Annotated in this window: 18 protein-coding genes and 2 tRNA genes; 8 read left to right on the top strand and 12 right to left on the bottom strand. The window is 64.9% G+C overall.

From position 1 onward, the window contains the following. Positions 1-56 precede the first annotated feature (56 nt). Positions 57-6,908, bottom strand: coding sequence for an SdrD B-like domain-containing protein (locus tag CYJ22_RS08545; RefSeq protein WP_101602314.1), 6,852 nt, complete (start codon positions 6,906-6,908; stop codon positions 57-59). 640 nt (positions 6,909-7,548) lie between these two features. On the opposite strand from CYJ22_RS08545, the gene CYJ22_RS08540 reads away from it, so the two are divergent. Continuing rightward, positions 7,549-8,976, top strand: coding sequence for a cryptochrome/photolyase family protein (locus tag CYJ22_RS08540; RefSeq protein WP_009054335.1), 1,428 nt, complete (start codon positions 7,549-7,551; stop codon positions 8,974-8,976). Positions 8,977-9,106: 130 nt separating this feature from the next. Here CYJ22_RS08540 and CYJ22_RS08535 read toward each other — a convergent pair. The 3 genes from CYJ22_RS08535 to CYJ22_RS08530 form a co-directional block, all read right to left on the bottom strand. Then, positions 9,107-9,179, bottom strand: a tRNA-Ala gene (locus CYJ22_RS08535). Positions 9,180-9,190: 11 nt separating this feature from the next. After that, positions 9,191-9,325, bottom strand: coding sequence for a DLW-39 family protein (locus CYJ22_RS10330; protein WP_003791404.1), 135 nt, complete (start codon positions 9,323-9,325; stop codon positions 9,191-9,193). Positions 9,326-9,355: 30 nt separating this feature from the next. After that, positions 9,356-9,432 (bottom strand) — tRNA-Ile (locus tag CYJ22_RS08530). A gap of 124 nt (positions 9,433-9,556) precedes the next feature. Here CYJ22_RS08530 and CYJ22_RS08525 point away from each other — a divergent pair. After that, entirely contained in the window at positions 9,557-10,435 is an 879-nt protein-coding gene (locus CYJ22_RS08525) for an Mbeg1-like protein (RefSeq protein ID WP_101602313.1), read from the top strand. A gap of 583 nt (positions 10,436-11,018) precedes the next feature. Here CYJ22_RS08525 and CYJ22_RS08520 read toward each other — a convergent pair. The 8 genes from CYJ22_RS08520 to dnaA form a co-directional block, all read right to left on the bottom strand. Next, entirely contained in the window at positions 11,019-11,411 is a 393-nt protein-coding gene (locus CYJ22_RS08520) for a DUF3566 domain-containing protein (protein WP_009054296.1), read from the bottom strand. 127 nt (positions 11,412-11,538) lie between these two features. After that, positions 11,539-14,157, bottom strand: coding sequence for a DNA gyrase subunit A (gyrA, locus tag CYJ22_RS08515; RefSeq protein WP_101602312.1), 2,619 nt, complete (start codon positions 14,155-14,157; stop codon positions 11,539-11,541). Positions 14,158-14,232: 75 nt separating this feature from the next. Then, positions 14,233-16,257 carry a DNA topoisomerase (ATP-hydrolyzing) subunit B gene (gene gyrB / locus CYJ22_RS08510; RefSeq protein ID WP_009054297.1) on the bottom strand — a complete coding sequence of 675 codons (2,025 nt, stop codon included), beginning with the start codon at positions 16,255-16,257 and terminating at the stop codon, positions 14,233-14,235. A gap of 299 nt (positions 16,258-16,556) precedes the next feature. Next, positions 16,557-17,597 carry a DUF5067 domain-containing protein gene (locus CYJ22_RS08505; protein WP_009054292.1) on the bottom strand — a complete coding sequence of 347 codons (1,041 nt, stop codon included), beginning with the start codon at positions 17,595-17,597 and terminating at the stop codon, positions 16,557-16,559. A gap of 104 nt (positions 17,598-17,701) precedes the next feature. Beyond that, a complete protein-coding gene (locus CYJ22_RS08500) occupies positions 17,702-18,490 on the bottom strand; it encodes a DUF721 domain-containing protein (RefSeq protein WP_101602311.1) in 789 nt (262 codons plus the stop codon). After that, positions 18,483-19,679, bottom strand: coding sequence for a DNA replication/repair protein RecF (gene recF / locus CYJ22_RS08495; RefSeq protein ID WP_101602310.1), 1,197 nt, complete (start codon positions 19,677-19,679; stop codon positions 18,483-18,485). The genes CYJ22_RS08500 and recF overlap by 8 nt, the downstream gene beginning before the upstream one ends. Position 19,680: 1 nt before the next feature. Then, positions 19,681-20,817: a DNA polymerase III subunit beta gene (gene dnaN, locus CYJ22_RS08490; RefSeq protein WP_009054327.1), complete on the bottom strand. Its 1,137-nt coding sequence runs from the start codon at positions 20,815-20,817 to the stop codon at positions 19,681-19,683. Between the two features lie 409 nt (positions 20,818-21,226). Then, a complete protein-coding gene (dnaA, locus tag CYJ22_RS08485; protein WP_009054312.1) occupies positions 21,227-22,675 on the bottom strand; it encodes a chromosomal replication initiator protein DnaA in 1,449 nt (482 codons plus the stop codon). Positions 22,676-23,122: 447 nt separating this feature from the next. Here dnaA and rpmH point away from each other — a divergent pair, with 447 nt between their 5' ends. The 6 genes from rpmH (at position 23,123) to rsmG (ending at position 26,643) form a co-directional block, all read left to right on the top strand. After that, the gene (rpmH, locus tag CYJ22_RS08480; RefSeq protein ID WP_003791379.1) at positions 23,123-23,263 is read left to right on the top strand and encodes a 50S ribosomal protein L34; all 141 of its coding nucleotides are present in this window, start codon (positions 23,123-23,125) and stop codon (positions 23,261-23,263) included. A gap of 9 nt (positions 23,264-23,272) precedes the next feature. Then, positions 23,273-23,626 (top strand): ribonuclease P protein component, encoded by a 354-nt coding sequence (gene rnpA, locus CYJ22_RS08475; RefSeq protein WP_060566055.1) that lies wholly within the window; start codon positions 23,273-23,275, stop codon positions 23,624-23,626. Beyond that, a complete protein-coding gene (yidD, locus tag CYJ22_RS08470; RefSeq protein ID WP_101602309.1) occupies positions 23,623-23,988 on the top strand; it encodes a membrane protein insertion efficiency factor YidD in 366 nt (121 codons plus the stop codon). The genes rnpA and yidD overlap by 4 nt, the downstream gene beginning before the upstream one ends. A 48-nt stretch (positions 23,989-24,036) precedes the next feature. Then, the gene (gene yidC, locus CYJ22_RS08465; protein WP_101602308.1) at positions 24,037-25,380 is read left to right on the top strand and encodes a membrane protein insertase YidC; all 1,344 of its coding nucleotides are present in this window, start codon (positions 24,037-24,039) and stop codon (positions 25,378-25,380) included. Positions 25,381-25,463: 83 nt separating this feature from the next. Further along, positions 25,464-25,967 (top strand): protein jag, encoded by a 504-nt coding sequence (locus CYJ22_RS08460; RefSeq protein ID WP_101602307.1) that lies wholly within the window; start codon positions 25,464-25,466, stop codon positions 25,965-25,967. Next, positions 25,960-26,643 carry a 16S rRNA (guanine(527)-N(7))-methyltransferase RsmG gene (rsmG, locus tag CYJ22_RS08455; RefSeq protein WP_034465145.1) on the top strand — a complete coding sequence of 228 codons (684 nt, stop codon included), beginning with the start codon at positions 25,960-25,962 and terminating at the stop codon, positions 26,641-26,643. Before CYJ22_RS08460 ends, rsmG begins: the two co-directional genes overlap by 8 nt. Positions 26,644-26,867 lie beyond the last annotated feature (224 nt).

Genomic DNA, 26,867 nt, shown 5'->3' with positions numbered 1-26,867 from the left:
CCCGCCCCTCACTCAGCCACTGCCTCGTCGAGGCTCAGGCCGAATGATCCTCAGTCCTAGCGACGGCGACGCATCCACAGGAACATGCCGCCAACGACGGCCGCTCCCAGGCCAGCACCGCCGATCAGGCCGTCGAAGCCGGTGCGGGCGAGGCCCTTCTTCGGCTTGGTGGCCGGGACGTCGGGCGCGACGTAACCGAAGTTCACGCCGGTGACCTTCTGGTTGTCGAAGCCGATCGTGATCTCACCGGACATGGAGTCGGCGATGCCGTCCGGGTCCTCGGTCTGGTCGAGGCCGGCGAGGTCGCCGTCCGGGTGGACCTTGACGCGGTAGGTGCCGGCGGGCAGCTTCTCGAAGGAGTAGTTGCCGTCCTTGTCGGTCGTCGTGGTGGCCACGACGTTGCCGTCCTTGTCGAGCAGGTCGACCGTCACGCCGGAGAAGGTCTCTTCACCGTCGGTGTAGGAGCCGGACTTGTCGGAGTCGCGGTAGACGCGACCGGCGATCGAGTAGTCCGGGACGTAGCCGAAGTTGACCTTTTCCTGCAGGGAGTTCTCCGGGCCCATCGTGTACACCGCGGAGGTGTCGTCGATGGTGGCGTCGGGGTCCTCGGTCTGGTCGTAGTCCTTGATGGACGAGGAGCGCACAACCTTGACGGTGTACTTGCCGTCGGGCAGGTGCTGGAAGGCGTAGTTGCCGTCCGCGTCGGTGTCGAGGGTCTGGATGACCTTGCCGTCCTCGTCGAGGAGCTGGACGCTCACACGCTCGAGGCCGGGCTCGTCACCGTCGATCGTCTTGTCGCGGTTGTCGTCGCGGTAGACGGTGCCCTTAATGGTGTTGTTCGGGACGTAGCCGAAGTCGACGTCACCCTTGGTGGGGTTCTTCTCGTCGAGGGTGATCGGCTCGGACGCGTTGTCCAGCTTGTTGTCGGGGTCGCCGGTCTGGTCGGTGTCGGTGAGGGCACCGTCCTTGACGACCTTGACGGAGTAGGTGCCGTCGGGCAGGTGCTCGAAGGAGTACTTGCCGTCCTTGTCGGTCGTCGTGGTGGCGATGACCTTGCCGTCCTTGTCGAGGAGCTGGACCGTCACGCCGGAGTAGCGTCCTTCGGTGTCGCCCTTCTTTCCGTCGCGGTCGCCGTCGCGGTAGATGGTGCCGTTGATGGAGTTGTTGGCGATGTAGCCGAAGTTGACGTCCGTCTGGGTGCGGTGGTCGTTGCTCAGCGAGATGACGCCGGAGGTGGAGTCCTTGGTGGAGTCCGGGTCCTCCGTCTGGTCGAGGTCGGTGAGGGCACCGTCCTTGACGACCTTCACGGTGTAGTCGCCGGCGGGCAGCTTCTCGAAGGAGTAGGCACCGTTCTCATCCGTCGTGGTGGTCGCGACGACCTTGCCGTCCTTGTCGCGCAGCTCGACGGTCTGGTTGGCGTAGCCCTTCTCGCCCGCGCCGTGCGACTCGGAGCGGTCACCGTCTCGGTAGACGAGGCCGTGGATCGAGTAGTCGGGAACGTATCCGAAGTCGATGTTGTCCTTGGAGGGGTTGTCCTCGCCCAGGGTCACCGGTTCGGAGGCGTTGTCCTTGTTCGCGTCCGGGTCCTCGGTCTGCTCGGTGTCGGCGAGCTCGCCGTCCTTGACGACCTTGACGGAGTAGGTGCCGTCGGGCAGCTTGGAGAAGGAGTACTTGCCGTCCTTGTCGGTCGTCGTGGTACCCACGACGTTGCCGTCCTTGTCGAGGAGCTGGACCGTCACACCGGAGTATCCGGGTTCGGTGCCGTCCTGGTCGCCGTTGCGCGAGTCATCGCGGTAGACGGTGCCCGACAGGGAGTTGTTGTTCACGTAGCCGAAGTTGACGTCCGTCTTGGACGGGTTGTCGTTGTTCAGCGTGATGGGCTCGGAGGCGTTGTCCTTCGTGGCGTCCGGGTCACCGGTCTGCTCGAGGCCGGCGATGGGGCCATCCTTGACGACCTTGACGGAGTAGGTGCCGGCGGGGAGCTTGTCGAAGGAGTAGTTGCCCTTCTCGTCGGTCGTGGTGGTGGCGACGACGTTGCCGTCGGCGTCGACCAGGTTGACCGTCACGCCCTCGTAGAGCTTCTCATCCGTGTCTAGCGCGCCGGAGCGGTTGCCATCACGGTAGATGGTGCCCTTGATGAAGTAGTCGGGCACGTAGCCGAAGTTGACGTTCTTCTTCGTCGGGTTGTCCTCGTTCAGGACGATGGGCTCGGAGGCGCTGTCCTTGGTGCCGTCCGGGTCCTCAGTCTGCTCGAGGTCGGTGTGGGCTCCGTCCTTGACGACCTTGACGGAGTAGGTGCCGTCGGGCAGGTTGTCGAAGGAGTAGTTGCCGTTGGCGTCGGTCGTGGTGGTCGCGATGACCTGTCCGTCCTTATCGAGGAGCTGGACCGTCTGCTCGGGGTAGCCGGCCTCTCCCCCGTTGAGGGAGTTGGAGCGGTTGTCGTCGCGGTAGACCGTGCCGGAGATCGAGTTGTTCGAGATGTACCCGAAGTTGACGTTCTCCTTGATCGGGTCGTTCAGCTCGAGGGTGATGTCACCGGAGGTGTTGTCCTTGGTGGCGTCGGGGTCCTCGGTCTGGACGAGGTCGGCGATGGGGCCTTCCTTGTGGACGCGGACCTTGTAGGTGCCTTCCTCGAGGTTGGTGAACGCGTAGGCGCCCTTGGCGTCGGTGGTCGTGGTGGCCACGACGTTACCGTCCGAGTCGAGGAGGTCGACGGTCACACCCTGGTAGAGCTTCTCGCCGTCCTCGAGGGACTCGGAGCGGTCGGCGTCACGGTAGACGGTGCCCTTGATCGTGTAGTTCGTGGCGTAACCAAAGTTCACGTTCTTCACGGAGGGGTTGTCGTGGTTCACCTGGACGACGCCGGAGGTGTGGTCCTTGGTGCCGTCCGGGTCCTCGGTCTGCTCGAGCTTCTTGAGGAGGTCGGAGGGCTCCACCTTGACGGTGTACTTGCCGGCGGGCAGCTTGGAGAAGGAGTACGTGCCGTCTGCCTTCGTCGTGGTCGTCGCGACGACCGAGCCGTCCTCGCCGAGCAGGTTCACGGTGATGCCGTCGAAGCCGGGCTCGGAGTTGTTGAGGGTCTCGGAGCGGTCCTTGTCGTAGTAGACGGTGCCGGAGACGGTGTAGTCCTCGGCGTAGCCGAAGTTGACGTTGATGACATCCGGGTCGGTGCGTGTGAAGGTGATCGCCTGCGAGCGCGAGTCGGCCTTACCCGAGGGATCCTCGGTCTGCTCCTTGTCCGCCAGCGGGCCGGTCTTGTCGACCTGGACGGTGTAGGTACCGTCGTTCAGGCCGGTGAAGGAGTAGTTGCCATTCGCGTCGGTCGTCGTAGTAGCCACGACGTTGCCGTCCTTGTCGAGCAGCTTCACGGTGACGCCGGACAGGTCGATATCGCCCGTGTTCTTCGTCTTGTCGCGGTTCTGGTCGAGGTAGACGGTGCCGGAGATCGCGTGCTTCTTAATGTATCCGAAGTTGACGTTCTCGCGGACCGGGTTGTCGGTGTTGAGGGTGATCGCGCCGGAGGCGTTGTCCTTCGTGCCATCCGGATCCTCGGTCTGGGTCAGCTCGGCGAGCTCGCCAGCCTTGGTGACCTTGACCGTGTAGGTTCCGGCGTCGAGGCCGGTGAAGGAGTAGTTGCCGTCCGCGTCGGTCTTGGTGGTGGCGACGACGTTACCGTCGGCGCCGACCAGCTCGACCGTGATGTCCTTGAAGGGGTCCTCACCATTGTCGAACGAGGAGGACTCGTTCGCGTCGTAGTACACCTTGCCGGAGAGGCGGTGCTTGACGGTGATGGACGCCGAAGAGGAGTTGTTGCCGGGCACGAGGTCGTACTCGGGCGGGTTCACGAAGGCGGCCGTGTTGTTGAGTGTCTTGCCGTCGGTGTCGGCGTTCAGCGTGACGGTCACGAAGAGCGAGGCGTATTCGCCGGCGAGCATGTCGCCGATCGTCCACGTGGTGCCGTCGAAGGTGCCGGCCTCGTCGGTGCCCTTACATTCCTGCGGCAGGCCCGTGGTGTAGCCCGAGGTGCACTTGTGCGTCTCGGCGGACACGAAGGTGGTGCCTGCGGGGAAGGCTTCCTTGACCTTGAGGTCGGGGGCCTTGCCCTGGCCGATGTTGCCGGCGTCGATGCGGTAGGTGACCTGGTCTCCGGGCTTCAGGTTGGAGGCATCGGAGACGACGGTCTTGTTGAGGGCGACGTCGAGCGCGAGGGCCATGGCGACCTTGATCGGCTCGGCGGGCAGGATGGCGCGGTTGTTCGAGGCCTGGGTGGCCGCGATCGCGACGGACTCGTAGGCGATGCCGGTCGCGTTATCGGGGGCCTTGATGGGCGCGATGATCGGGATCGATGCGCCGGCCTTGATCGGGGTGGTCTTGCCGTTGATGTAGATGCGGTAGGACTTCACGTCGGCCCACGAGGCCGGGGTGGTGGTCCAGTTGTTGTCGCATCCGGCGGGGCCTGCTGCCATGGCGTCGCCCTGGTTCATGACTTCGCCGCGGCAGGGGTTGTAGGAGGTGGAGTACTCGATGGTGACCTGCGAGGGGTCGATGCCCGTGCCTGCGCCGACCTGGAGGGGGCCAGTGAGGATGGGTGCCCACTCGGAGCCACGGGAGTCACCGCCCTGGATGGCGGTGTCACCAACATGGGGCAGGATGCCGTACACGGTCATGTCGGACAGGTCCGCGTTACCGGAGTTGGTGGGGGTGATGCGGTACTGGCCGTCTTCACCCTGGCGGATCATGGACACGCCGTCGGTGTACTTCTTGTAGGTCGAGCCTTCCACGGAGCCGAGGCTCTCGAGGACGACGTCGGCGCCAGCCTGCTCGGAGACCGTGAAGGTCGAGGAGACGGGGCAAACCTGGTCGGCCGTATTGCCATCACCGTTGACGTCGTAGGTGTCGTCGGTGGAGCCGTAGAAGCAGATCGTGGTCTTCTTGGAGGTCAGCGCGTACTCGGGTTCGGCCGCGGAGATGTAGGCCTCGTTCTTGTGCGTGCCGGCGCTCATCGAGGGGCCGACCTTGCCGCGCAGCTGGATGGTGGTGCCACCCTTGGTCTGGTAGCCGGGCCAGGTGACCTGGACGAGCTGGCGGGTGCAGCCGGTGGCGTCGGTGACGTCGCGGACCGTGACGGTCTTTTCCTTACCTGCGGGACCGCCGGTGACGGAGTCCTCGACGAAGGTCATGCCGCAGGGCAGCAGGTCGGAGATGACGGGCTGGGAGTCAACGACGGTCGAGGTGTTGTTCGCGGTGACGCTGAAGGTAACCTCGGAGCCGGGGGACGCCAGGTTGCCCTTGATGGTGGACTTGGCGTTGTAGTACTTGGGCAGCGCGGTGCCCAGGGTGAGGATGTCGCAGTAGTCGTCGGCGGGGATCTGGATAGATCGGGAGCCGTCGAGGGACTTCATGGACCAGTCGGTGACACAGTTCTGGACGCGCACGTACTGGTCGGACTTGCCGGCCTTCCATGCGGCGGAGTTGGTGTCGGCCTCGACGTAGGTCGTGCCGTCCTCGGTCGTGGGGGTGCCTGCACCGACGGGGCCGGCGACGTTGAGGATCGAGGACTCACCGGCGGGGATCGTCTGCTTGTAGTGGAAGACGGTCAGGTACTCGTCGGCGGCGAAGGAGGAGAAGTCGAATGCCTTGCCGCGGTAGACGGTCTGAGTGCCGGTGTTGCCCTTGTTGGTCCAGTAGGTGATCTCGATGGGCGTCGTCGTCTGGGTGTCGATCGTCTTGACGCGCATGAGGGGCTTGTCGCAGTCCTTGGAGCCATCGGTCGGCGACACGAGGCCACAGGTCAGGTAGTCGGTGTACTCCATGACGACCGGGACGTTGGAGTTGTTGGAGTAGCTGTACAGCCAGTTACCCTGCTTGCCACGCTCGAACTGGCTCATGGCGCGCTTGTTGAAGCCGCCGCCGTAGCGGATCTCGCTGTCGAAGCGGTGCGTGAAGGAGGCGTCGGCGGTGACAACGTTGGTCTCGTTGTGCATCTCCTTGCCGGTGAGCTTCGCGGTGTTGGTGACGGTCTCATCCGTGCAGGTGTCGTCGTAGTGGACGGTGACGGACAGGACGATGTTCATGAACGCGGGGTTGACGTCGCCGACGTTCCAGGTGACGGTGTGGGTCGCGGCGTCGTAGGAGCTCTCGACGGTCGCGGCCGTGTTCGTCTTGGTGTTACCCGAGGCCGAGGAGGACACGTACTTCGCGCACGCCGGCAGCGGGTCGGTGATGACGACATCGGTCATGTTGGACTTGCCGTTGAGGCCGTCCACGTTAGTGTCGTACTTCGGCGTGATCTGGTAGGTCACGTCGACGTTCTTGGGGGTCGCGACCGGGCCGGTCTTGCTCAGGAGAGGCGTCGGCTCGGACTTGATCGTGACGGTCGCCTGGGAGGTTTCCTTGCTGTCCCCCGAGGTGAAGGTCGCGACCGGGGTGACGGTGGAGCCGCCGGGGGTCACGCCGCGCGGGGCGGTGAAGGTCAGGACCGTCTGGAACGACGAGCCTGCGGCGACTGTTCCGAGGTTGTAGGTGACGAGGCCGTCGGCGCCCGCGGTCGGAGCCTTGATCGTGGGGGTGACGACCTTCTTGCCGGCGGTGGCCGTGGCGTTGACGCCGTCGGGCGCCGAATCGGGGTTCGGGTCACCCGCGGGGGTCACCGTGTGGGGCAGCGTGATGGTCACGACCGAGTCGAGACAGTCCTCCGTGGTGGAGGCGCAGGCGAACTCGACAACGTAGCGCTGCTCAACACCGGAGAGGTACGAGGTCTCGTCGGGTGTGATGGCGAGTTTGAGCGTCGGGGCCGCCGCATATGTGGGCAGCGTCGTGACGCCGAGCATAACGAGGGCGGTCGTGACCAGCATGGCAAGCAGCTGGGCCGGCTTGGAAGCCTTCGACCACGTGTGGTTGATGTGCACAGCCTTCTCCTGAATGTGCGAAAACAGTATATTTCACGCCAATTTTACGAGTTTCGCGACAAGTGTGAAGAAGCTGTTTTCCGAGATGAGAAGCCTTCCAACTTCACTTATGTAGGTCAGTTTTCAAACAATGGTGGAGCGCCGACAAACAACCGTCCACACGGTTTATACACAACTGTGCATAGCACTGTGGATAAATACGGGCTTTCAGTGCAGCTGATGGGCCACTTTGCATGTTTTTTGTGACGTGGCACCCTGATTCTCCACCGGTAACCAGGTGGTCGGACAAGTTTTATCCGAGCGCACAATATGGCCTCAGCAGCGACGATGACCTATTCAAGTTGTCGAAGCTCACAAATACCCGTAACCATCAGGTTGCGGGTGACACGTGGCCCTACGCACAATGGCTGAGAATTGTGGCTCGGCCACGCGCCGTCCCCAGACCTCCTGGCGTATCTCGTGGCACCGCTCGCCTGTCAAGTACGATGAGCACCGACGATAACGTGCATGAACACAACACTCTGCGCCCGGGTTTGGGTGGAGACCTTCCGTGATCGAGAGCAGCAGCCGATGACCCTCCCACCCTTCGCCAACATGATCGCCGGCCAACTCCTGCGCTGAACACTCTCAAGGACCATCCATGACCACACTGATCTGGCTTCGCGACGATCTCCGTCTGGCTGACCATCCGGCCCTGACGGCCGCATGCTCGGCAGCACGTGGACCCGTGGTGGCACTGTGGATCCACGAAACCCGCAGGACCGATGACGACAACAACCGGCACGGCCCACGCCCGCTCGGTGCAGCCACCCGGTGGTGGTACCACCGCAGCTTGCAGCAGCTGACACCGCGGCTTGCTGACCTTGGCATTCCACTCGTCTTCGCCCGGGGTGATGCCGCGAACGTCATGCGCCGAGTCGTGGACGCCTTGCAACCTACCGTCGTGCACTGGACACGACGCTACGCCCCGGCAGCCTGCCGACTGGACGCCGCCATCAAGCAAGAGTTGAAATCCCGCACCGAGGTGCACAGTCACCCCGGCAGCCTGCTCGCCGAGCCCTGGCTCATGCAGACGACCAACGGCTCCCACTACCAAGTTTTCACACCGTTCAGCCACGCCGTCGCCGACCTGCCCCTCGGTCCCCTCCTGCCCGAGCCCTCACCGGTCAACAAGCCAGACGGCGCGGCCACAGCCCTCGCCTCGTTGCGGGAGAACGGTGTCCTGCAGAACTTGGAGGACATTGGCTTGCTCGACGATGGCCCCACCTGGTGGGAAGACACCCTCGCACAGCACTGGGAGCCCGGTGAATTGGCAGCCCAACAGCAACTGGACACCATCGACAGCTGGCTGCCCGGCTATGCCACACGCCGTGACCTGCCCGGGGAGGAAACATCCACCAGCAGAATCTCGCCGAGGTTGCGGTGCGGGGAACTATCGCCGCGCCAAGCCGTGGCCGCAGCCCGTCGCAGCACGGCCTCGGGCGAGGATATCGCCGCGTGGACCAGGCAACTCTACTGGCGCGAGTTCAGCTGGCATCTGCTCCACCACCGCGAGCATCTAGAGGACACGCCCATGCGTCCAGCTTTCGCGGAATTCCCCTACGATCCCGACGACCACCTGGCGCTGGCCTGGCGACAGGGCCGCACCGGTATCGACCTCGTCGACGCTGGAATGCGGCAGCTATGGCAGACAGGCTGGATGCACAACCGGGTGCGCATGGTCGCTGCATCGCTGTTCACCAAGAACATGCTCCAGCCCTGGCAAGACGGCGAGCAGTGGTTTTGGGAGACTCTCGTGGACGCAGACGAGGCCAACAATCCTGTCTCGTGGCAGTGGGTGGCCGGCTGCGGCGCGGACGCTGCGCCCTACTTCCGCATCTTCAACCCTGAACTCCAGCGAACCCGGTTCGACCCGCGCAGCCGCTACGTCAAACGCTGGATCCCAGAGGGATCCGATCGGCCTATCGTACCTGTCGTCGACCTGGCTGAGTCGCGACGCGAGGCGCTCGCCGCTTACGAGCATGTACGTGCGGCATCTGCAGCCCATGCCAGGCCTCACCGTGGTTGAGGTGAGTGTCCACGGGATGACGCCGGCGCCAGAATCCACCTCACCAACGCCCGTGGCTGGGTCCAAGACAGCAAAAAGGCCCGAACCGAAACCATCCATGATGGCAAGGGTTCGAACCTTGTACGTCGAGTGGAGCTAACGGGACTCGAACCCGTAACCCCCTGCTTGCAAAGCAGGTGCGCTACCAATTGCGCCATAGCCCCGTTGGAGGAACTCAGTCCTCCACGGCGTCCGTGACGGACGTCCACAGGTCAGCATTATCGGAAAGATCAACAAGAATTTGTCGGACGGCGATGCCGACGGCCACGACGGATCCGACAGCCACACAACAGGTGACCCATTTCTTCATGATGATCCTCCGCTTTCGCTCGCCTGCGGATGGTGGGCCTAGGTGGGCTCGAACCACCGACCTCAGTCTTATCAGGACTGCGCTCTAACCTACTGAGCTATAGGCCCAACCGGCACCCTTGCGGGCACTCGGATATAGTACACAGCACAGGGCCATCCGGCAAAATCGAGCGTTGGTGACGTCCAACACGACCGTGATCGTCCGGCCCTCGACGGAGAGGAGGGGGGCCTCGTGACCACCGTCATCGAGCACGTCCGAGACTCGCGCACACCGCTACGAGCGGACCTCTCCCCCGCTGACGCCCTCGCTCTCTCCTGCCTGGTCTACGTGGATTTTCACGCGCTGCCCGGGCCTCGTTCCCCGCGCGGATGCCTGCTCCGAGAGGCCGCCCAAGCCTCGTCCATCCCGTCTCTGTATCGCTATTCATTGGCGTCCCACGCCGATCGTCCCCTCTTGGAGGCCGCCGGTGCGAGCGCGCGCTTCGGGAGCCTGCGCGTGCGCGACGCGGTCACTCGACTGACGTCTCGCCCGCTTGCTCAGTTTGGTGCCGTCACCTTCATCGACGAGGCCGGGGCGACCTACGTGGTCTTGCGCGGGACGGATGCAAGCGCGGTCGGGTGGGCGGAGGATGCCCGCTTCGGCCTTGAATTTCCGACTGATTCGCAGCGGTGGGCCGCCAACTACCTGGCGTATGCGGCGGCACGGGCCGATGGGCCACTCACCGTGGTCGGCCATTCAAAGGGCGCGAATCACGCGCTATACGCGGCGGCGGCCACCACTCCCCCAGTGCTCGAGAGCGTCTATGCGTTTGATCCCGTGGGTTTTCCAGCGCCGGTTGTTAACGGTGGATTTTTCGCGAGCATCGACGGGCTGATGCACATCTACGTGACGGCGGGTTCCTGGGTGAGCCCGCTGCTCCCCCTGCCCGCACCACCCACCGTCGTCGCGTCTTCATGGCCGGGGCCGCTCAGCCACAACCCGTATGCGTGGAGCTGTCGGGGGTCTTCGCTGGCTCCCGATCACTGCCCACCGTCGCGGTCGGGTAGGTTTCTGCGTGCTGTTGTTAGCCCGCTGTTGCCGGCTCGCCTGACGCGGATTGGCATCAACTAGCGAACCGGCCACGCAGGTGGACACCTGGGCCCAGCCACCAGGCGCTCAGCAAGCACACGCACCATCCCAGACACCACTGCGCCCAAAACGCAGACCACCTCGCCCGCAACACCCCATTTTCAGCGTTTTTCACTGAGGTGGTCTGTGTTTTGGGCGCCACACCACCCCAAGCTGCCACCTCACAGCCTCAAAACGGGGGGAATGACGCCATCCAAGCCTCCGACACGCCGGTGACACGCCGTCAGTCAGCTCCTAATGCTGCAAAACCCCCACTACCACCGACGAAGCAACCACATGAGGGACCACAGGGCCTGGCCACGCTGCCCGTGGGCGGCGGCGGGGCACACGTACCAAGCACCGCCCGATTGGAGGCCGCCGCGTGGCCTGCGGGGCCTGGCCGGGCTTCGAGACGACGCGCCGAGCGAAGCTCGCAGCGCGGACGGCGAGCGGGCGGGCAGGCCACGCGGCGGCCGGAGATCAGGCGGGGCTACAAGGAGATTAGGCGGGGCTACAAGCAGCGCGATAACCGTCGCCAGGCATAGCAAAAGGGGCCGGCATCAGCCGACCCCTTGCGCGAGTGCCCTCACTCATCCATGAGGGACACCTTGACGCCGCCCACCAGCGAGGCGACGACGTTGTAGAGCATGGCTCCCAGCGTCGACAGGGCGGTGAGCAGGATGACGTTGATGACGGCGACGATCGTCGCGTAGGAGATGACGCGAGGCAGTCGAGCGTAGTCGAGCAGGTCCACGAAGCGGCCGGCACCGACGGTCTGCAGGAAGTCCTCGATCTGGCTGAACACGTGCATGGCGTCGACCATCAGCCACAGGATGATCGTGGCGACGACCATCGCGATGCCCAGGGCGACCGACAGGAGGAAGGAGACCTTCATGACGGTCCACGCGTCGATACGCGCGATTGCCAGGTCAACTCGGCGGGGAGCGTCGCTGCGGGCGCTCGAGACGTGGTCGCTCATGGGTTTCCTTCCAGGTCGCACTTCCTACCTGCCAGGCTACCGCATCGCCTGGCACCGGCGCTGGTTCCGCGCCGCTTTGGCAGATTGATCACGGGACGACGCGAGGGCCTCGTCCCGTGATCATCCGTCAGTTCTGCGCGTCCGCGGTGTCGGCGCCCTCAGAGGCCGTGGCCTCGTTAGCGGGGGCGTCGGTCCCCTCGGCGGCATCCGGGGCCTGGGTGGCCTCGGTGTTCTCGGACTCGTCGGTCTCGTCCTCGTCACCCGAGTCGGAGTTGCGGGTGATCGCGATGATGCGGTCGCCGTCGTCCGGGCGGGCGAAGATGACACCCATGGTGTTGCGGGCGGTGGGTCGCACGTCGGAGGCGTTGACCTGGACGAGCTTGCCGGACTCGGTAATGACCATGACGTCCTCATCGGGTCGCACGACGAGGGCGCCGACGAGGCCGCCGCGTTCGTCGACGAGCTTGCCGACGCGCACGCCGAGGGTGCCGCGCGACTTGGTCGGGTATTCCTCGACAGGGGTGCGCTTGGCGTAGCCGGACTCGGTGACGATCAGCAGGTCGGTGTTCTCGCGCGGGACCTCCATGCTGAGCAGCTCGTCGTCGCCACGGAACTTCATGCCGCGCACGCCGGACGTGGAGCGGCCCATGGAGCGCAGCTGGTCGTCGGTGGCGGTGAAGCGTACGGCCTGGCCGTCGCGGGAGACGAGGATGAGGTCTTCGTCGGCCATGATGGTCTGTGCGGAGACGAGCTCGTCGGGCTTGCCGTCCTCGTCCTCGCGCAGGTTGATGGCGATGATGCCGCCGGAGCGGGGCGAGTTGTACAGGCTCAGCGGGGTCTTCTTGACGAGGCCACGCTTGGTGGCCAGGACCAGGAAGTCAGCGTCTTCGTAGGTGCGGATCGCGAGGACCTGTGCGATGTGCTCGTCGGGCTGGAAGGCCAGCAGGTTGGCGACGTGCTGGCCCTTGGCGTCGCGACCGCCTTCGGGGATCTCGTAGGCCTTGGCGCGGTAGACGCGGCCGAGGTTGGTGAAGAAGAGCAGCCAGTTGTGCGTGGTGGTGACGAAGAAGTGTTCGACCACGTCGTCGCCGCGCAGCTGGGTGCCGCGCACGCCCTTGCCGCCGCGCTTCTGCGAGCGGTAGTTGTCCGTGCGGGTGCGCTTGGCGAAGCCGTCGCGGGTGATGGTGACGACGACGTCCTCTTCGGGGATGAGGTCTTCCATCGACATTTCCCCATCGAAGGGGAGGATGCGGGTGCGGCGCTCGTCGCCGAATTTGTCGACGATTTCGCCGAGTTCGGCGGAGATGATGGCGCGCTGACGCTCGGGCTTGGCGAGGATGTCGTTGAGGTCGTCGACGCGGGCCTTGAGTTCGGCGTGCTCGTCCATGATCTTCTGGCGCTCGAGGGCGGCCAGGCGGCGCAGCTGGAGGGCCAGGATGGCGTCGGCCTGAATGGCGTCCACGTCGAGCAGCTCGATGAGGCCGGCGCGGGCCTCGTCGACCGTGGGGGAGCGGCGAATGAGGGCGATGACCTCGTCGAGGGCGTCGAGGGCCTTCAGGTAGCCTTCGAGGATGTGCAGGCGCTCGAGGGCCTTGCGCAGGCGGAACTTCGTGCGGCGCACGATGACGTCGATCTGGTGGTTGATCCAGTGGCGGATGAAGCCGTCGATCGACAGGGTGCGGGGCACGCCGTCGACGAGCGCGAGCATGTTGGCGGAGAAGTTCTCCTGCAGGCTGGTGCGCTTGTAGAGGTTGTTGAGGACGACCTTGGCGACGGCGTCGCGCTTGAGGACGATGACGAGGCGCTGGCCGGTGCGACCGGAGGTCTCGTCGCGGATGTCGGCGATGCCGCTGATCGCTCCGTCGCGCACGAGCTGGGCGATCTTGTCGGCCAGGTTGTCGGGGTTGACCTGGTAGGGCAGCTCGGTGACGACGAGGCACTGGCGGCCCTGGATTTCCTCGACGTTGACGACGGCGCGCTGCGTGATGGAGCCGCGGCCGGTGCGGTAGGCGTCTTCGATGCCCTTGTGGCCCAGGATGGTGGCGCCGGTCGGGAAGTCGGGTCCGGGGATCAGCTTGATGAGCGCTTCGAGGAGCTCTTCGCGTGACGCATCGGGGTGCTCGAGGGCCCACTCGACGCCGCGTGCGAGTTCGCGCAGGTTGTGCGGCGGGATGCGGGTGGCCATGCCGACGGCGATGCCTTCGGAGCCGTTGGCCAGCAGGTTGGGGAAGCGCGCGGGCAGGATGGTGGGTTCCTGGTTGCGGCCGTCGTAGTTGTCCTGGAAATCGACGCATTCTTCGTCGATGTCGCGGACCATTTCCATGGCCAGGGGCGCCATCTTGCACTCGGTGTAACGGGGTGCGGCGGGGCCCAGGTTGCCGGGGGTACCGAAGTTACCCTGGCCGGCGACGAGGGGGTAGCGCAGCGACCAGGGCTGCACGAGGCGCGCGAGGGCGTCGTAGATCGCGGCGTCGCCGTGGGGGTGATAGTTACCCATGACCTCGCCGACGACGCGGGAGGACTTGGAGAACGAGGAGGTGGGGCGGTATCCGCCGTCGTACATGGCGTACAGGACGCGACGGTGGACGGGCTTGAGGCCGTCGCGCACGTCGGGCAGGGCGCGCCCGACGATGACGCTCATGGCGTAGTCGAGGTAGGAGCGCTGCATCTCCTTTTGCAGGTCGACCTGGCGGATGCGCTCGGTGTCCGAGATGTGCCGCGCGTCAGTAGTCTGCTCGTCGCTCACGTTTTTCCTTACGTTGTTTCTGCTCGATCAGGCCCGCCCGGTACGAGGCCGGGGCTGGGCTGGTCGTGGGTGATGTCAGATGTCGAGGAAGCGCACGTCGGTGGCGTTGCGCTGGATGAACGTGCGGCGTCGGTCGACGTCGTCGCCCATGAGGATCGTGAAGGTCTCGTCGGCGTCTGCGGCCTCGTCGAGGGTGACCTGCTTGAGGATTCGGCTGGCCGGATCCATGGTGGTCTCCCACAGTTCGTGGTCGTTCATTTCGCCCAGACCCTTGTAGCGCTGGATGCCACCTTCCTTGGGCAGGCGGCGGTTCGCGGCGGCGCCGGCGGCGAGCAGTTCGTCGCGCTCCTTGTCGGAGTATGCGAATTCGTGCTCCGCGTTGGTCCACTTGATGCGGTACAGCGGGGGCATGGCGATGAAGGTGTGGCCACCCTCGATGAGGGGTCGCATGTAGCGGAAGAGGAGGGTCAGCAGCAGCGTGGCGATGTGCTGGCCGTCGACGTCGGCATCCGCCATGATGACGATCTTGCCGTAGCGCAGCTTCGAGATGTCGAAGTCTTCGCCGATGCCGGTGCCGAAGGCGGTGATGAGGGAGCGGATGGTGTCCGAGGACAGGGCTCGGTCCAGGCGCGCCTTTTCGACGTTGAGGATCTTGCCGCGGATCGGCAGGATCGCCTGACGCTCGGGGTCGCGGCCGCCGACGGCGGAGCCGCCTGCGGAGTCGCCCTCGACGATGAAGATTTCGCACTCGGAGGGCGTGCGCGAGGAGCAGTCGCGCAGCTTGCCGGGCATGGAGGCGGATTCGAGGACGCCCTTGCGGCGCGTAGCCTCACGGGCCTTGCGAGCGGCGACGCGGGCGGCCTGGGCGGCCTGGCCCTTAGCAATGATGGCCTTGGCGTCGGCGGGGTGGGCGTCGAACCAGTCGGTGAGCTTGGAGTAGACCTGCTGGGCGACGAAGGTGCGAGCCTCGGTGTTGCCGAGCTTGGTCTTCGTCTGGCCCTCGAACTGGGGCTCGGTGAGCTTGATCGAGATGACGGCGGTCAGGCCTTCGCGGACGTCGTCACCGGTGAGGTTGTCGTCCTTGTCGCGGATGATGCCCTTGTCGCGGCCGTAGCGGTTGACGAGGGAGGTCAGCGCGGTGCGGAAGCCCTCCTCGTGCATGCCGCCCTCGGTCGTGTTAATGGTGTTGGCGAAGGTGTGGACGGACGAGGAGTAAGCGGTGGTCCACTGCATGGCGATTTCCACGCTCATGGTGCCTTCGTCGTTTTCGGCTTCGAAGTCGATGATCTCGTTGTTGATCGTGTCGGACTTCTTGGCGGAGTCGAGGTATTCGACGTAGTCGCGCAGGCCGTGCTCGTAGCAGTAGGTGACGGTGCGGTGGCCCTTGGTCTTCTTGTCCGAGGCCTCCTCGCCGCCGGCGATCTCATCGCCTTCGTCGGTGGCGAACTCGCGCTCGTCGGTCAGGGTGATGCGCAGGCCCTTGTTGAGGAAGGCCATCTGCTGGAAGCGCTGGCGCAGGGTCTCGAAGTCGAATTCGACGGTTTCGAAGATCTCCGGGTCGGGGTAGAAGACCTGGGTGGTGCCGGTCTCGTTGGTTTCTTCGCCGCGTTCGAGGGGGGTGATGGGGGTGCCGCCGTTTGCAAACGACATGCGCCAGACGTAGCCCTGGCGGCGGATCTCGGTGTTCACGCGGGTGGACAGGGCGTTGACGACGGAGATGCCGACGCCGTGCAGGCCGCCCGAGACGGCGTAACCGCCGCCACCGAACTTGCCGCCGGCGTGGAGGATCGTCATGACGACCTCGACGGTGGGCTTGTGCTCGGTGGGGTGCTCGTCGACGGGGATGCCTCGGCCGTTGTCGACGACCTTGATGCCGCCGTCTGCCTGGATCGTGACCTCGATGTGGTCGGCGTAGCCGGCCAGGGCCTCGTCGACGGAGTTGTCGACGACCTCGTACACCAGGTGGTGCAGGCCGCGTTCGCCGGTGGATCCGATGTACATGCCCGGGCGCTTGCGGACGGCTTCCAGGCCCTCGAGGACGGTGATGTCCGATGCGCCGTAGGACTGTTCGCCTTCGGCGGTCTTCTCGTTGTCAGCCACGTGGCTCCCCTCGCATTGCGCGAAAATAGATGTTTAACCTTGTAGATTCTACCAAAAGTGACGCTTGTACCCGGGATTGACAGGCTCGGAGGGTTACTTTACAAACTGTGTGATTGCAACGAAAACTCGACTGTGATGAGTCACATGCCGATTGTGGCTGCAGCTGGGACACACGGGGCCGCCCTCCCGGCTGGGAGGGCGGCCCCGTTGCGCGCGTTCAGGCGGCTCGACCGCGTGCGTTACGGTCACCGCCGCAGCGCGACATGTGCCTGTCGATGCAGGCCGCGCACGGCGTCAGATCACTTCGGATCCCAGAAGATGGGCTCAATTTCATTGCTGTTGTCGAACAAGTCAAGACCTAGGATGGTGACGGTCTCCGTGGTGCTCTTGAGCTTGTAAGCGATCACGACCGTCCTGGTCTCACCCACGTTCATCTTCCTTAACAGATCCATAGGTGAATAGCCTGGAAGATCTTTCTTGAGGAATGTCGCGGCATCCAAATGCTCATCATTTTGATACATCAGCGGCAGGGCGGCGAGGGGGCTCACATCCTCGTTCTTGTTGTTGTTGGTGATCGTGTACGTTGCGACCACGGTCGGATCGTTGTCGTCGTCGCTCGGACCCAACTCAATCTTGGTGCTCTCAACGTGGACAGTTCCGCCAGCAAGATCGGCGACATAGCGGTCTTTCGATCCGCTGTTTCCCTTCGATGACCCGGAACCAGAACCCTTGTTTCCGTTGGACGAACCGGAGCCAGAGCCGCTGCCCTGGTCGCCGTTAGACGTTCCGGAGCCACTCGACGTACCGGAACCAGAACCGGAATCTGAGCCGCCCGACGAGGACGAGGTACGGTCCGAGGACGGACCCGACGCGCTCCTCGAGCTGGAGCCGAGCATGCCCCACACGACGAGGCCGCCGATCATCAGGAGGACGACGATGCCCGCAACGATGCCAATCAGAAGGGGAGCCTTGGACTTCTCGCCCTGCGGGGGAGTGCCCATCGGAGACATTCCGGGCTGTCCGTAACCCTGCGGGTAGCCGCCCTGGTTCTGCGCGCCGTAGGCGTTGCCACCCTGGCTGCCGTAGGGATTTGGCGTGTTCGAAGCGCCGTAGGGATCCGATGAGCTCTGCCCGCCGTAAGGATTCTGCGTGTTCGAAGCGCCGTACGGGTTGGACGCGTCCTGCCCGTAGCTCTGCTGCTGGGGCTGGGCACCATACTGGCCCGCCCCGTACCCCTGCTGCTGAGGCTGCGCCCCGTAGGGACCTTGGCCGTAGCCCTGCTGCCCCTGAGGGTTGTTTCCCCAACCGTTACCGCCCTGCTGCGCGTACGGATTGCTCATCGTTACTCCTCGTCAAATTCGCACTGGTGTGCGGGATTCAATCTGAAGACTAACAAAATCCGACCACGTGGGGGAGTCCCTCACCTATTTTCTCGAGTGTTGACCTACCCGTAGTCCGCGCGAGGGCCTCGGCCACGCACGACGTAGGGGCCTTTCTTCCACGAGGGGGCGACGGGTCCTCGGATGATGACCTGCTCGACGACGCCGGACCCGACTTCCTCGGCGATTCGCCGCTCGATGGTGGGCAGGAGAAGCTGGAGCTGTTTGGCCCAGGCTGTGGAGTCGGTGCGCACGACCAGGCGGTGCCCCTCGAAGGTCTCTATGCGGGCGTGTTCGGCGACCTGGGGGCCCACGATGTCGCGCCATTTCGCCATGATCGACCCCATCTTGGTGGGGGTGTCCCATTCTCGGGTTTTGATCGTGCGGGCCAGGATCGCGCCCAGGGAATTAGCCCTCCGGTAGCGCGGGCGCATGGCTGCCATGCCGGGGGCGCGGCTCCACGAGGCGCCGGTTCCCTCCAGGGCCTGGCGCAGGGCCGCGAGATCGCCCTCGGGGTCTTCCTCCGTCGACGAGGCCGGGGCTTCGATCCCGTTGGCGTGGCGGTAGGCGGCGGCTCGGGCTGCGGCGCGCGCGGAGACGTTCTCCTCGTCGGCGAGGCGGCCGAATCCGTCGGTTTCGATGGCGGCATATTCGCTGGATCCGTCGAGGCTGCGTCGGGGACGTGTTTCGTCGAGGCCCCACGAGGGCAGGGTGGACCTCGTGTAGCCGTGCGTGCGGGCGACGCTCTGGGCTCGTTCGAGGGCGCGGACGACGAACTCGTCGGCGTCGACTTCGTCGCCGGGGGCCTCAGATCCGCTCAGCTCGTCGGCGGCCACGTCCTCGCGCTCACTCATCGTCGGCCTCGTCGATGACAGTGCCGCGCTCGGGGTCGAGGCGCACGCGCAGGGCGTGGTGGTCGAGCGAGGCGGGCAGGTCGCCGGCGACCGCGCAGGTGACGATGATCTGCTCGGCCTTCGAGGCAAGGGCGGCCAGGCCCTCGCGGCGCGAGGAGTCGAGCTCGGCGAACACGTCGTCGAGGATGAGGATCGGTGTGTCGCCGTCGTCGCTGAGCAGTTCGAATGCGCCGAGGCGCAGCGCGAGGGCAACCGACCATGATTCGCCGTGCGAGGCGTAGCCCTTGACGGGCATCGCGCCGAGGCTGAGGGTCAGGTCGTCGCGGTGTGCGCCGACGAGATTGACGCCTCGCTCGGTTTCCTTCTCGCGTACCGACGCGAGGGCCGAGAGCATGCGCTCGGTCTGGGCCTCCACGTCGGTGAGATCAGCGCTGGCCGGGTTGTCGGGGTCGGTGCCGATGACGCGGTCGACCGAGGCATCGAAGGCGAGGCGCAGGTGGCGCGGGGAGTCGGCGACGTCGTCGTAGGAGCGCGCGGCCGGCTCTTCCAGGCGCGATGCGATGGATGCGCGCGTGGCGGTGATGCGCGCAGACAGGGCGGCAAACTGCTGGTCCCAGATCTCGAGGGTCGACAGGTCGGGGGACTGGCCGCGGCGGAGCGAGGCCTGGGCGGCCTTCATGAGCGCCGCGCGCTGGCGTGCGACCCGGTCGAAGTCGGAGCGCACGGAGGCGTGTATGGGGGAGAGCTGCGTGGCCAGGTCGTCCAAGAAAGATCGGCGCACAGACGGGTCGCCGCGCACGAGCGAGAGGTCCTCGGGTGCGAACACGACCGTGCGCACGATGCCCAGAATCTCGCGGGGCTTGACCTGCGCGCGGTTGATGCGCGCGCGATTGGCCTTGCCGCGAACGATTTCGAGCTCGATGACCTGCTCGCGGCCCGAGGCCACAACACGCGCGCGGATGACGGCACCACCCGGGGCGGCCTCGGCCTCGTCGATGGGGATGCGCACGAGGGCACCCTCCGCGCCGACCCTGTGCGACGAAAACGTGGACAGGTAGGCAAGCGCCTCGACGAGGTTTGTCTTTCCCTGGCCGTTCGCGCCCACGAGGACCGTGGGGCCCTCGGGCAGCTCGACGACCCCGTGCTTCCAGGAGCGGAAGTCGTCGAGGGCCAGGTGGGAGACGCGCACGTCAGATGCCGAAGCGGATGGGCATCAGCAGGTAGCGGAACTGCGTGACCTCGCCCTCGTCGGCCTTCTTCTGGCCCGTGATGACGGCCGGCTTCGTGGGGTGCGTGAAGCCGAAGCGCACGTAGTCGGTGTCCAGGACCTGCAGGCCATCGATGAGGAACTGCGGGTTGAACGCGGTCGAAATATCGTCACCGTTCAGGGTCGCCTCGATGGCCTCGGAGGCCTGGGCGTTGTCGCCCTGTCCGGCCTCGAGGACCAGCTGGCCCTCGGTGAATGCCAGGCGCACGGAAGTCTTGCGCTCGGCGACCAGCGACATACGCTTGACGGCCTCGAGCAGGGCGTGGCGATCGACGACGGCCTGGATCGGCGTCGTGTCAGGGAAGAGGCGGCGCACGGCGGGGTAGTCGCCATCCATGAGCGTCGACGTGGTGCGGCGTCCCTGGGCGGTGAAGCCAATGAGGGACGAGGCACCGGGCTGGGATTCGCCGGACAGGCCGACCTCGACCTTGGCGCCCGAGGTCATCGACTTGGCGACGTCCTGGAGGATGCGGGCCTTGACCAGGGCGACCTCTTCGATGGAGGTGTTGGTGGGCTCCCAATCCAGCTCGCGCATGGCGAGACGGTAGCGGTCGGTGGCCAGCAGCGTGATCGCCGGGCCGTTGATCTCGATGCGCACGCCCGTCAGCAGGGGCAGCGTGTCGTCGCGCGACGCGGCGATCGACACCTGGGAGACGGCCTGCGACAGCGTCGAGGAATCGATCGCACCGATGCCCGTGGGCTGCGCAGGCAGCAGCGGGTACTCGTCGAGGGGCATAACCGCAAGTGTGAAGTGCGAGGAGCCGCAGACCAGGTTTACCTTCTGGCCGTCGAGCTCGACGGAGACGGGCTTGGAGGGCAGCGACTTGGAGATGTCGGCGAGCAGACGACCGGAGACCAGGACCTCGCCGGCCTCGTCGACGGTTGCGGGGATGTGCGAGTTCGCGGAGACCTCGTAGTCGAAGGAGGACAGGGTCAGCTCGTCGCCTTCAGCCTTGATGCGCACGCCGGCCAGGATCGGCGAGGCCGGACGCACGGGGAGCGCGCGGGCGGTCCACGACACGGCTTCGGCCAGAACATCGCGGGCGACGGTGAACTTCATAGCTGCCTCCAAAACACAAAACGGATCGGACACTACTTTACCCACAAGTGTGCCCACGTGGGGCAGGAAATTTGCCTCGCGCGTGCCATCGCGTAGCGTCGGCGGCGACGTTGTTGTGCGGAGGCCTGTGAAAAAATGTTTGTCATGTGACTGTCCTTCCATCATAAGGGCTGTGAGTTCTGTGGATAACTCCCTTATGCGGCGGAATTTCAATCAAATGACTGTGCTGTCATTATGGGACGAGGCTGTGGATTCGTCACGTGGTCCTGTGCACGAAGCAAATGACAACTTTTTGAGATCCACAGGCATGCCCTCTTTCTACACAGCTTGAGCTCGCTCATGCACCAGATGTGCACAACTCCTGTGAATGGGGCGCGGGCGCCAACTTTCGTCAGCGCCCGCGCCGTTTTCACGACTCCCTGGCCTTCTGCTTGATGCGGTTTGTAAGCTCCGACACGTGATTGAAGGTCTCGCGCTTTTCCTTCATAAGCTTCGAGATCTTCTTGTTCGCGTGCATAACCGTCGTGTGGTCGCGTCCGAAAGCCTGTCCGATCTTGGGCAGGGACAGGTCGGTGAGCTCGCGGCACAGATACATGGCGATCTGGCGGGCTTCGACGACGTTGTGGCTGCGCTCCGAGGAACCCATTTGTTCAATGGTGACGCCGAAGTAGACGGCACACTGGCTCATGATGAGGCTGACGGTGATCTCGTTGTCGTCCGGGTTGGACACGAAGTCCTTGAGCATCATCTGCGCGAGGTTCAAGTCAATGCGCTCCTGGTACAGCGACGCCCACGCGCCGATGCGCACGAGCGCGCCCTCGAGCTCACGGATGTTGGAGGAGATGCGCGAGGCCACGTATTCAAACACCTCAGGGGTGACCTCGAGGCCCTCGGCATCCGCCTTCTTATGGAGGATCGCGATGCGGGTCTCCAGGTCCGGCGGCTGAACATCCACGAGCAGACCCGAGGAGAAGCGCGACCGCATGCGGTCCTCGAATCCCTTGAGCTGGGCCGGGGGCAGGTCCGAGGTCAGGACGATCTGCTTGTTGGCGCTGTGCAGCGCATTAAAGGTATGGAAGAAACCTTCGACCGTCTGTTCCTTGTCGCCGATGAACTGGATGTCGTCGATGAGGAGGATGTCGAGTTCGCGGTAGCGGCGGTGGAAGGCCTCGACCTGGGAGTTGTCCGTCTTATTGAGGCGAATCGCGTTGATGAACTCGTTCGTGAATTCTTCGGAGTTGACGTAGCGGACCTTGAGGTGAGGCATCATCGACAGCGCGTTGTGGCCGATGGCCTGGAGCAGGTGTGTCTTACCTAGTCCGGAATCGCCGTAGATAAAGAGGGGATTGAAGGCAGTACCAGGGGTTTCCGAGGCCGCCAGCGCGGCCGCGTGCGCGAAGCGGTTCGACGGGCCGATGACGAAGGTGTCGAAGGTGAACTTGGGGTTCAGGTGCGTGGGACCGGAGTCGGTAGGAGCCGTCACGAGGGCGGGGGAGTGGTGCTCTTCCGGTGCTTCAATCGACGAGGCCGGGGTGGCCGCATGCGTGGTGGGTGCGACAGAGGTCGGCTCCTCCTCTTCCTCCTCTTCGGTGACGACCTCGAGCGTGGGATCGACGGTGATGGCGATGCGCACGGTGCGGCCCAGGTGCACGGACAGGGCGGTCGTCAGCTTTGACTGCGCCTTGTCTTCAATCCACTGCTTGGTGAAATCGTTGGGGACGGCGAGGAGGATCGTGCCTTCGATGTCGCCGAGGGGGCGGGCGGAGCGCAGCATCGACGTGGCGACGGGCCCCAGCTCGTCGGTGGGGACTGCGTCCAGGGCCGCAGCCCATGCGCGTGTGAGGGAATCCGACTCCACGGCAACCTCCGGTCACAAATACGGGTGAGTTCGGTCACGACTTCTTGGTGATGTGCGTGACGCTCGTACATTGTCGCAGTGTAGTCCGCGCACATGTTATGCACAGACTGGGGATGGAGCTGTGGAGAACTATCACAGAATCACAGCTCGGTAGTTACAACTTTGGGTCCGCAGCAGCGTGCGGAAAGCAAAAATACGAACAGCCTGTGGATAACTCCCTTCATCCACCCTCTGTGGATGGATGAGATCCACAGTGATTTACACAGCTGTGGATACTGTGTGTGACGCGGTGGGTAACGTTGCCGCGTTGACGTGTGGCCCCAATCCGCTTAGGCTTGATCTTTGTTTGCGCCCATTTCGGGCGTGCGTCCCCGCTATCGCGCCCCCGTGTGTCGATAGCCCAACCGATACCGAGTGGGAAACCACTCCCCGCCGAGGAGAATTGCCGTGACCACCAAGCGGACCTTCCAGCCCAACAACCGTCGTCGCTCCAAGACGCACGGCTTCCGTCTGCGCATGTCGACCCGCGCCGGCCGCGCCATTCTGGCTGCCCGCCGTCGCAAGGGCCGCGCCAAGCTGTCCGCCTGAGACACACCGGTGCTGCCGCGCGCGCACCGCATGGTTGACCCAGCGGATTTCACCGCCGCGATCCGACAAGGAACGCGTGCAGGAGATCCGCTGGTCGTCGTCCACGTCCGAGCCGACGAGGAACGCAACAGTCGCCTCGTCGGTTTCGTCGTACCCAAGCGGGAAATCAAGCGCGCCAACGGACGCAACCGCGTCAAGCGGCAGCTGCGCCACCTCATGCGCGAGCGAATCGCTGACCTACCCGAAGGATCCAGGGTCGTCGTGCGGGCCTCCTCCAAAGCCCTCGGCGTTCCCTCCAAGGAACTCGGCGAACACCTCGACCGCGTGATGGCGCGAGCGTGGCGTAAGTGGGACGCACGATGAATATGGCGGGCAGGTCGCTTCGCGCTCTCGTGTCCGCACCCATCGTCGTCTATCAGCGCTACATCTCCCCGGCCCTCGGCCCCCGGTGTCGATACGCACCCAGCTGCTCGACCTACGCTCTCCAGGCCATTCGCGTCCACGGACCCATCAAGGGACTCATCCTCGCGGCTTGGCGGTTGCTGAGATGCAACCCCTGGAGCCACGGGGGAGTGGACCACGTACCAGAGCGTGGACGCTGGAAGCCCGACCCCTGGATCCCACCCGAGGATTGGGCTGGACACGATAACTGGGAACGTCCCGCCCCCATGGGACTCGACCCGGAGCACGACCTGACCGAGCCGGACACGGCCTCGGGACTCTAAGGAACAACGAAACAGCGGCGCTTCGGCGCCACGGCGAAAGCGAAAACTATGTTCGACGCAATCCTCCACCCCTTCGCGTGGGCCCTCGCGTGGCTCTGGGTGTGGATCCACGATTTCCTCGTGCTGGTCGGAATGTCCTCCGGCTCCGGCATGGCGTGGGTCCTGTCCATCGTGCTGCTCACCATCCTGGTGCGTATTGCCATCATCCCGCTGTTCCTCAAGCAGATCCGCTCCTCGCGCGCCATGCAGGCCATCCAACCTGAGATGCGCAAGATCCAGGAGAAGTACAAGGGCAAGAAGGACCAGGTCAGCCGTCAGAAGATGATGGAAGAGACCCAGGCCCTCCAGCGCAAGCACAAGGTCTCGCCCTTCGCCTCCTGCCTGCCCATGCTCGTGCAGATGCCCGTCCTGTTCGGCATGTACCGCGCCATCATCGCGGTCTCCTCCATCTCCGCCGGCACCTACACCTACCGCGGCGATTCCACCGATCACCTCGGCCCGCTGACCGAGTCCGTGTCCACCGAGATCGTCAACTCCACCGTCTTCGGCGTTCCGCTGTCCCACACCCTGCGCGACTCCTGGGGCCAGCCCGCGATCGTCACTGTCTTCATCGCCGCTATCGTCCTCATGGTCGTCCTGCAGTTCGTCTCGATGCGCCTGTCCTTCTCGCGCAACATGCCCGACATGGGCGACAACCCGATGGCTCAGTCGCAGCGCTCCATGATGTACGTGATGCCGCTGATGTTCATCTTCTCCGGCGCGTTCTTCCAGATGGGCGTCGTCATCTACACCGTGACCGCCTCCTTCTGGGCGCTCGCCCAGTCCTTCTGGACCATCAAGGTCATGCCGACCCCCGGCTCCCCGGCCTACGCCGACCTGCTTGAGTCGCGCGAGTCCGCCTACCAGGAATGGGCCAAGCCCTTCTTCCAGAACTACGACCGTGAGCGCGCCGCCCTGGGCGTTGCCGGCTCCGATCCTCGCATCGACGAGCTCAACGAGCGCACCCTCGCTGAGCTTCGTTCCAAGGCTAAGAAGCAGCACGTTGCCTCCGACTTCCCCGCCGAGATGAGCGCGGGCGAGATCATCACCGTCTACCGCAACCTGGCCACTCAGAAGTGGACGACCCTGCCAGACGAGCAGTGGATGCACGGCCTCACCCTCGCCGTCGAGAAGCGCCTCGCCAAGCAGGAAGCCTCCGCCCAGCGCGCTGAGCTCCAGAAGCAGGTCCGCGACCGCCGCACCCTCGAGCGCGAGGGAGCCAAGGCCTCGTCGAAGGACGAGTCCGAGGCCAACGACTCCGCCTCCGGCCACGGCTCGCTCAGCGCCGAGGAGATCGAGCGTCGCCGCATCGAGCGCCGCAAGGCCCGTCGCCGCTCCGGCAACAAGCGCTGACCACCATAGATTCACGGTTCCAGGCCCCCAGCCGGTAACCTGGACACCAGCAAGACCCCATTCCCCACTACGGAGGACACGTCATGAGTGACGACAACGCAGACAAGCTGACCCGCCTCGAAGAAGAAGGCGAAATCGCCGCCGACTACCTGGAAGAGCTGCTTGACATCGCCGACCTCGACGGCGACATCGAGATCGACGTCGAAAACGGCCGCGCCTCGGTCGAGATCGTCGCCGACGACCCCGACGCCCTCGACCGCCTTGTGGGCGACGACGGCGAGGTCCTGGACGCCCTCCAGGAGCTGACCCGTCTGGCCGTCCAGACCGAGACCGGCGAGCGCTCGCGTCTCATGCTCGACATCGCCGGCTTCCGCGCCGAGCGCAAGGAAGAGCTGCAGGACATCACCCGCGAGGCCATCGCCCGCGTGCGCGCCACCGGCGAGGCCGTCAAGCTCGACGCCATGAACCCCTTCGAGCGCAAGGTGTGCCACGACGTGGTCGCCGAGGAGGGCCTGACCTCCGAGTCCGAGGGCGCCGAGCCGCACCGCCGCGTGGTCATCCTCCCCGAGGACACCGACGGTGAGTGAGAACCCGAACGGGACAGGAAGGGGTCGCCAGGTCGGCGACCCCTTCGTCCCAGAAGAGCCCACGCAGGCCGTCCGCGACTTCTTCGGGCCGGCTTTCGCCGAGGTTGCCGAATACGCGCGCATGCTCGAGGAGGAAGGCGAGATTCGCGGCCTCCTGGGCCCGCGCGACATGGAGCGCATCTGGTCGCGCCACATCGTGAACTCCGCCGCCGTCCTGGACTTCATGCCCCGCAAGGACGGCCGTCAGGTCCTCGACGTGGGCTCCGGATCGGGGCTGCCGGGCATCGTGATCGCCGCCTGCCGCCCCGAGCTCGACGTGCATCTCGCCGAGCCCATGGCGCGCCGCGTTGAGTGGCTCATGGACGTCGTGGAGGACCTGGGCCTCGACAACGTCACCATTCACCAGGCGCGCGCTGAGGAGCTGCGCGGCAAGGGTAAGGCCGACGTGGTCACCGCTCGCGCCGTGGCCAACATGAGCAAGCTCGTGCGCATGACGTCGAAGCTGATCGCCCCCGGGGGCTCGCTCGTGGCCCTTAAGGGCCGCCGCGCGCCCATCGAGGTGGACGAGGCCTCGGCGGAGCTGCGTCGTCACCACCTGCGCGCTGAGATCCACGAGGTGCCGTCCATCATGGAGGACGAGTCCACGTACGTGGTGGTCTGCACGCGCATTAAGTAATGCGTCCCCAGTGGGGGAGAGGAGCGTCGTGGCGGTTGCTGCGGCGCTCCTCTTATTTAGTGATGCACAACACATTAGTGTTGTGTTGTGTCAGATTGATTCCCTCGATTGACGGTTTGTCACGTTGTGTGTTTTCGCTGGGAGAATCGATCCTACAGAACGAAATTTTCGTCGTTGTACGGCGGTGTGCGGAGATTGTGTGCGCCTGGATGCATCCTGGGCCT

Origin of the sequence: Schaalia odontolytica (genome assembly GCF_002847525.1) — a bacterium.
GTDB lineage: Bacteria > Actinomycetota > Actinomycetes > Actinomycetales > Actinomycetaceae > Pauljensenia > Pauljensenia odontolytica_B.
Note: the sequence above shows the minus strand (reverse complement) of the source record. Positions and strands in the feature narration are given on the sequence as shown.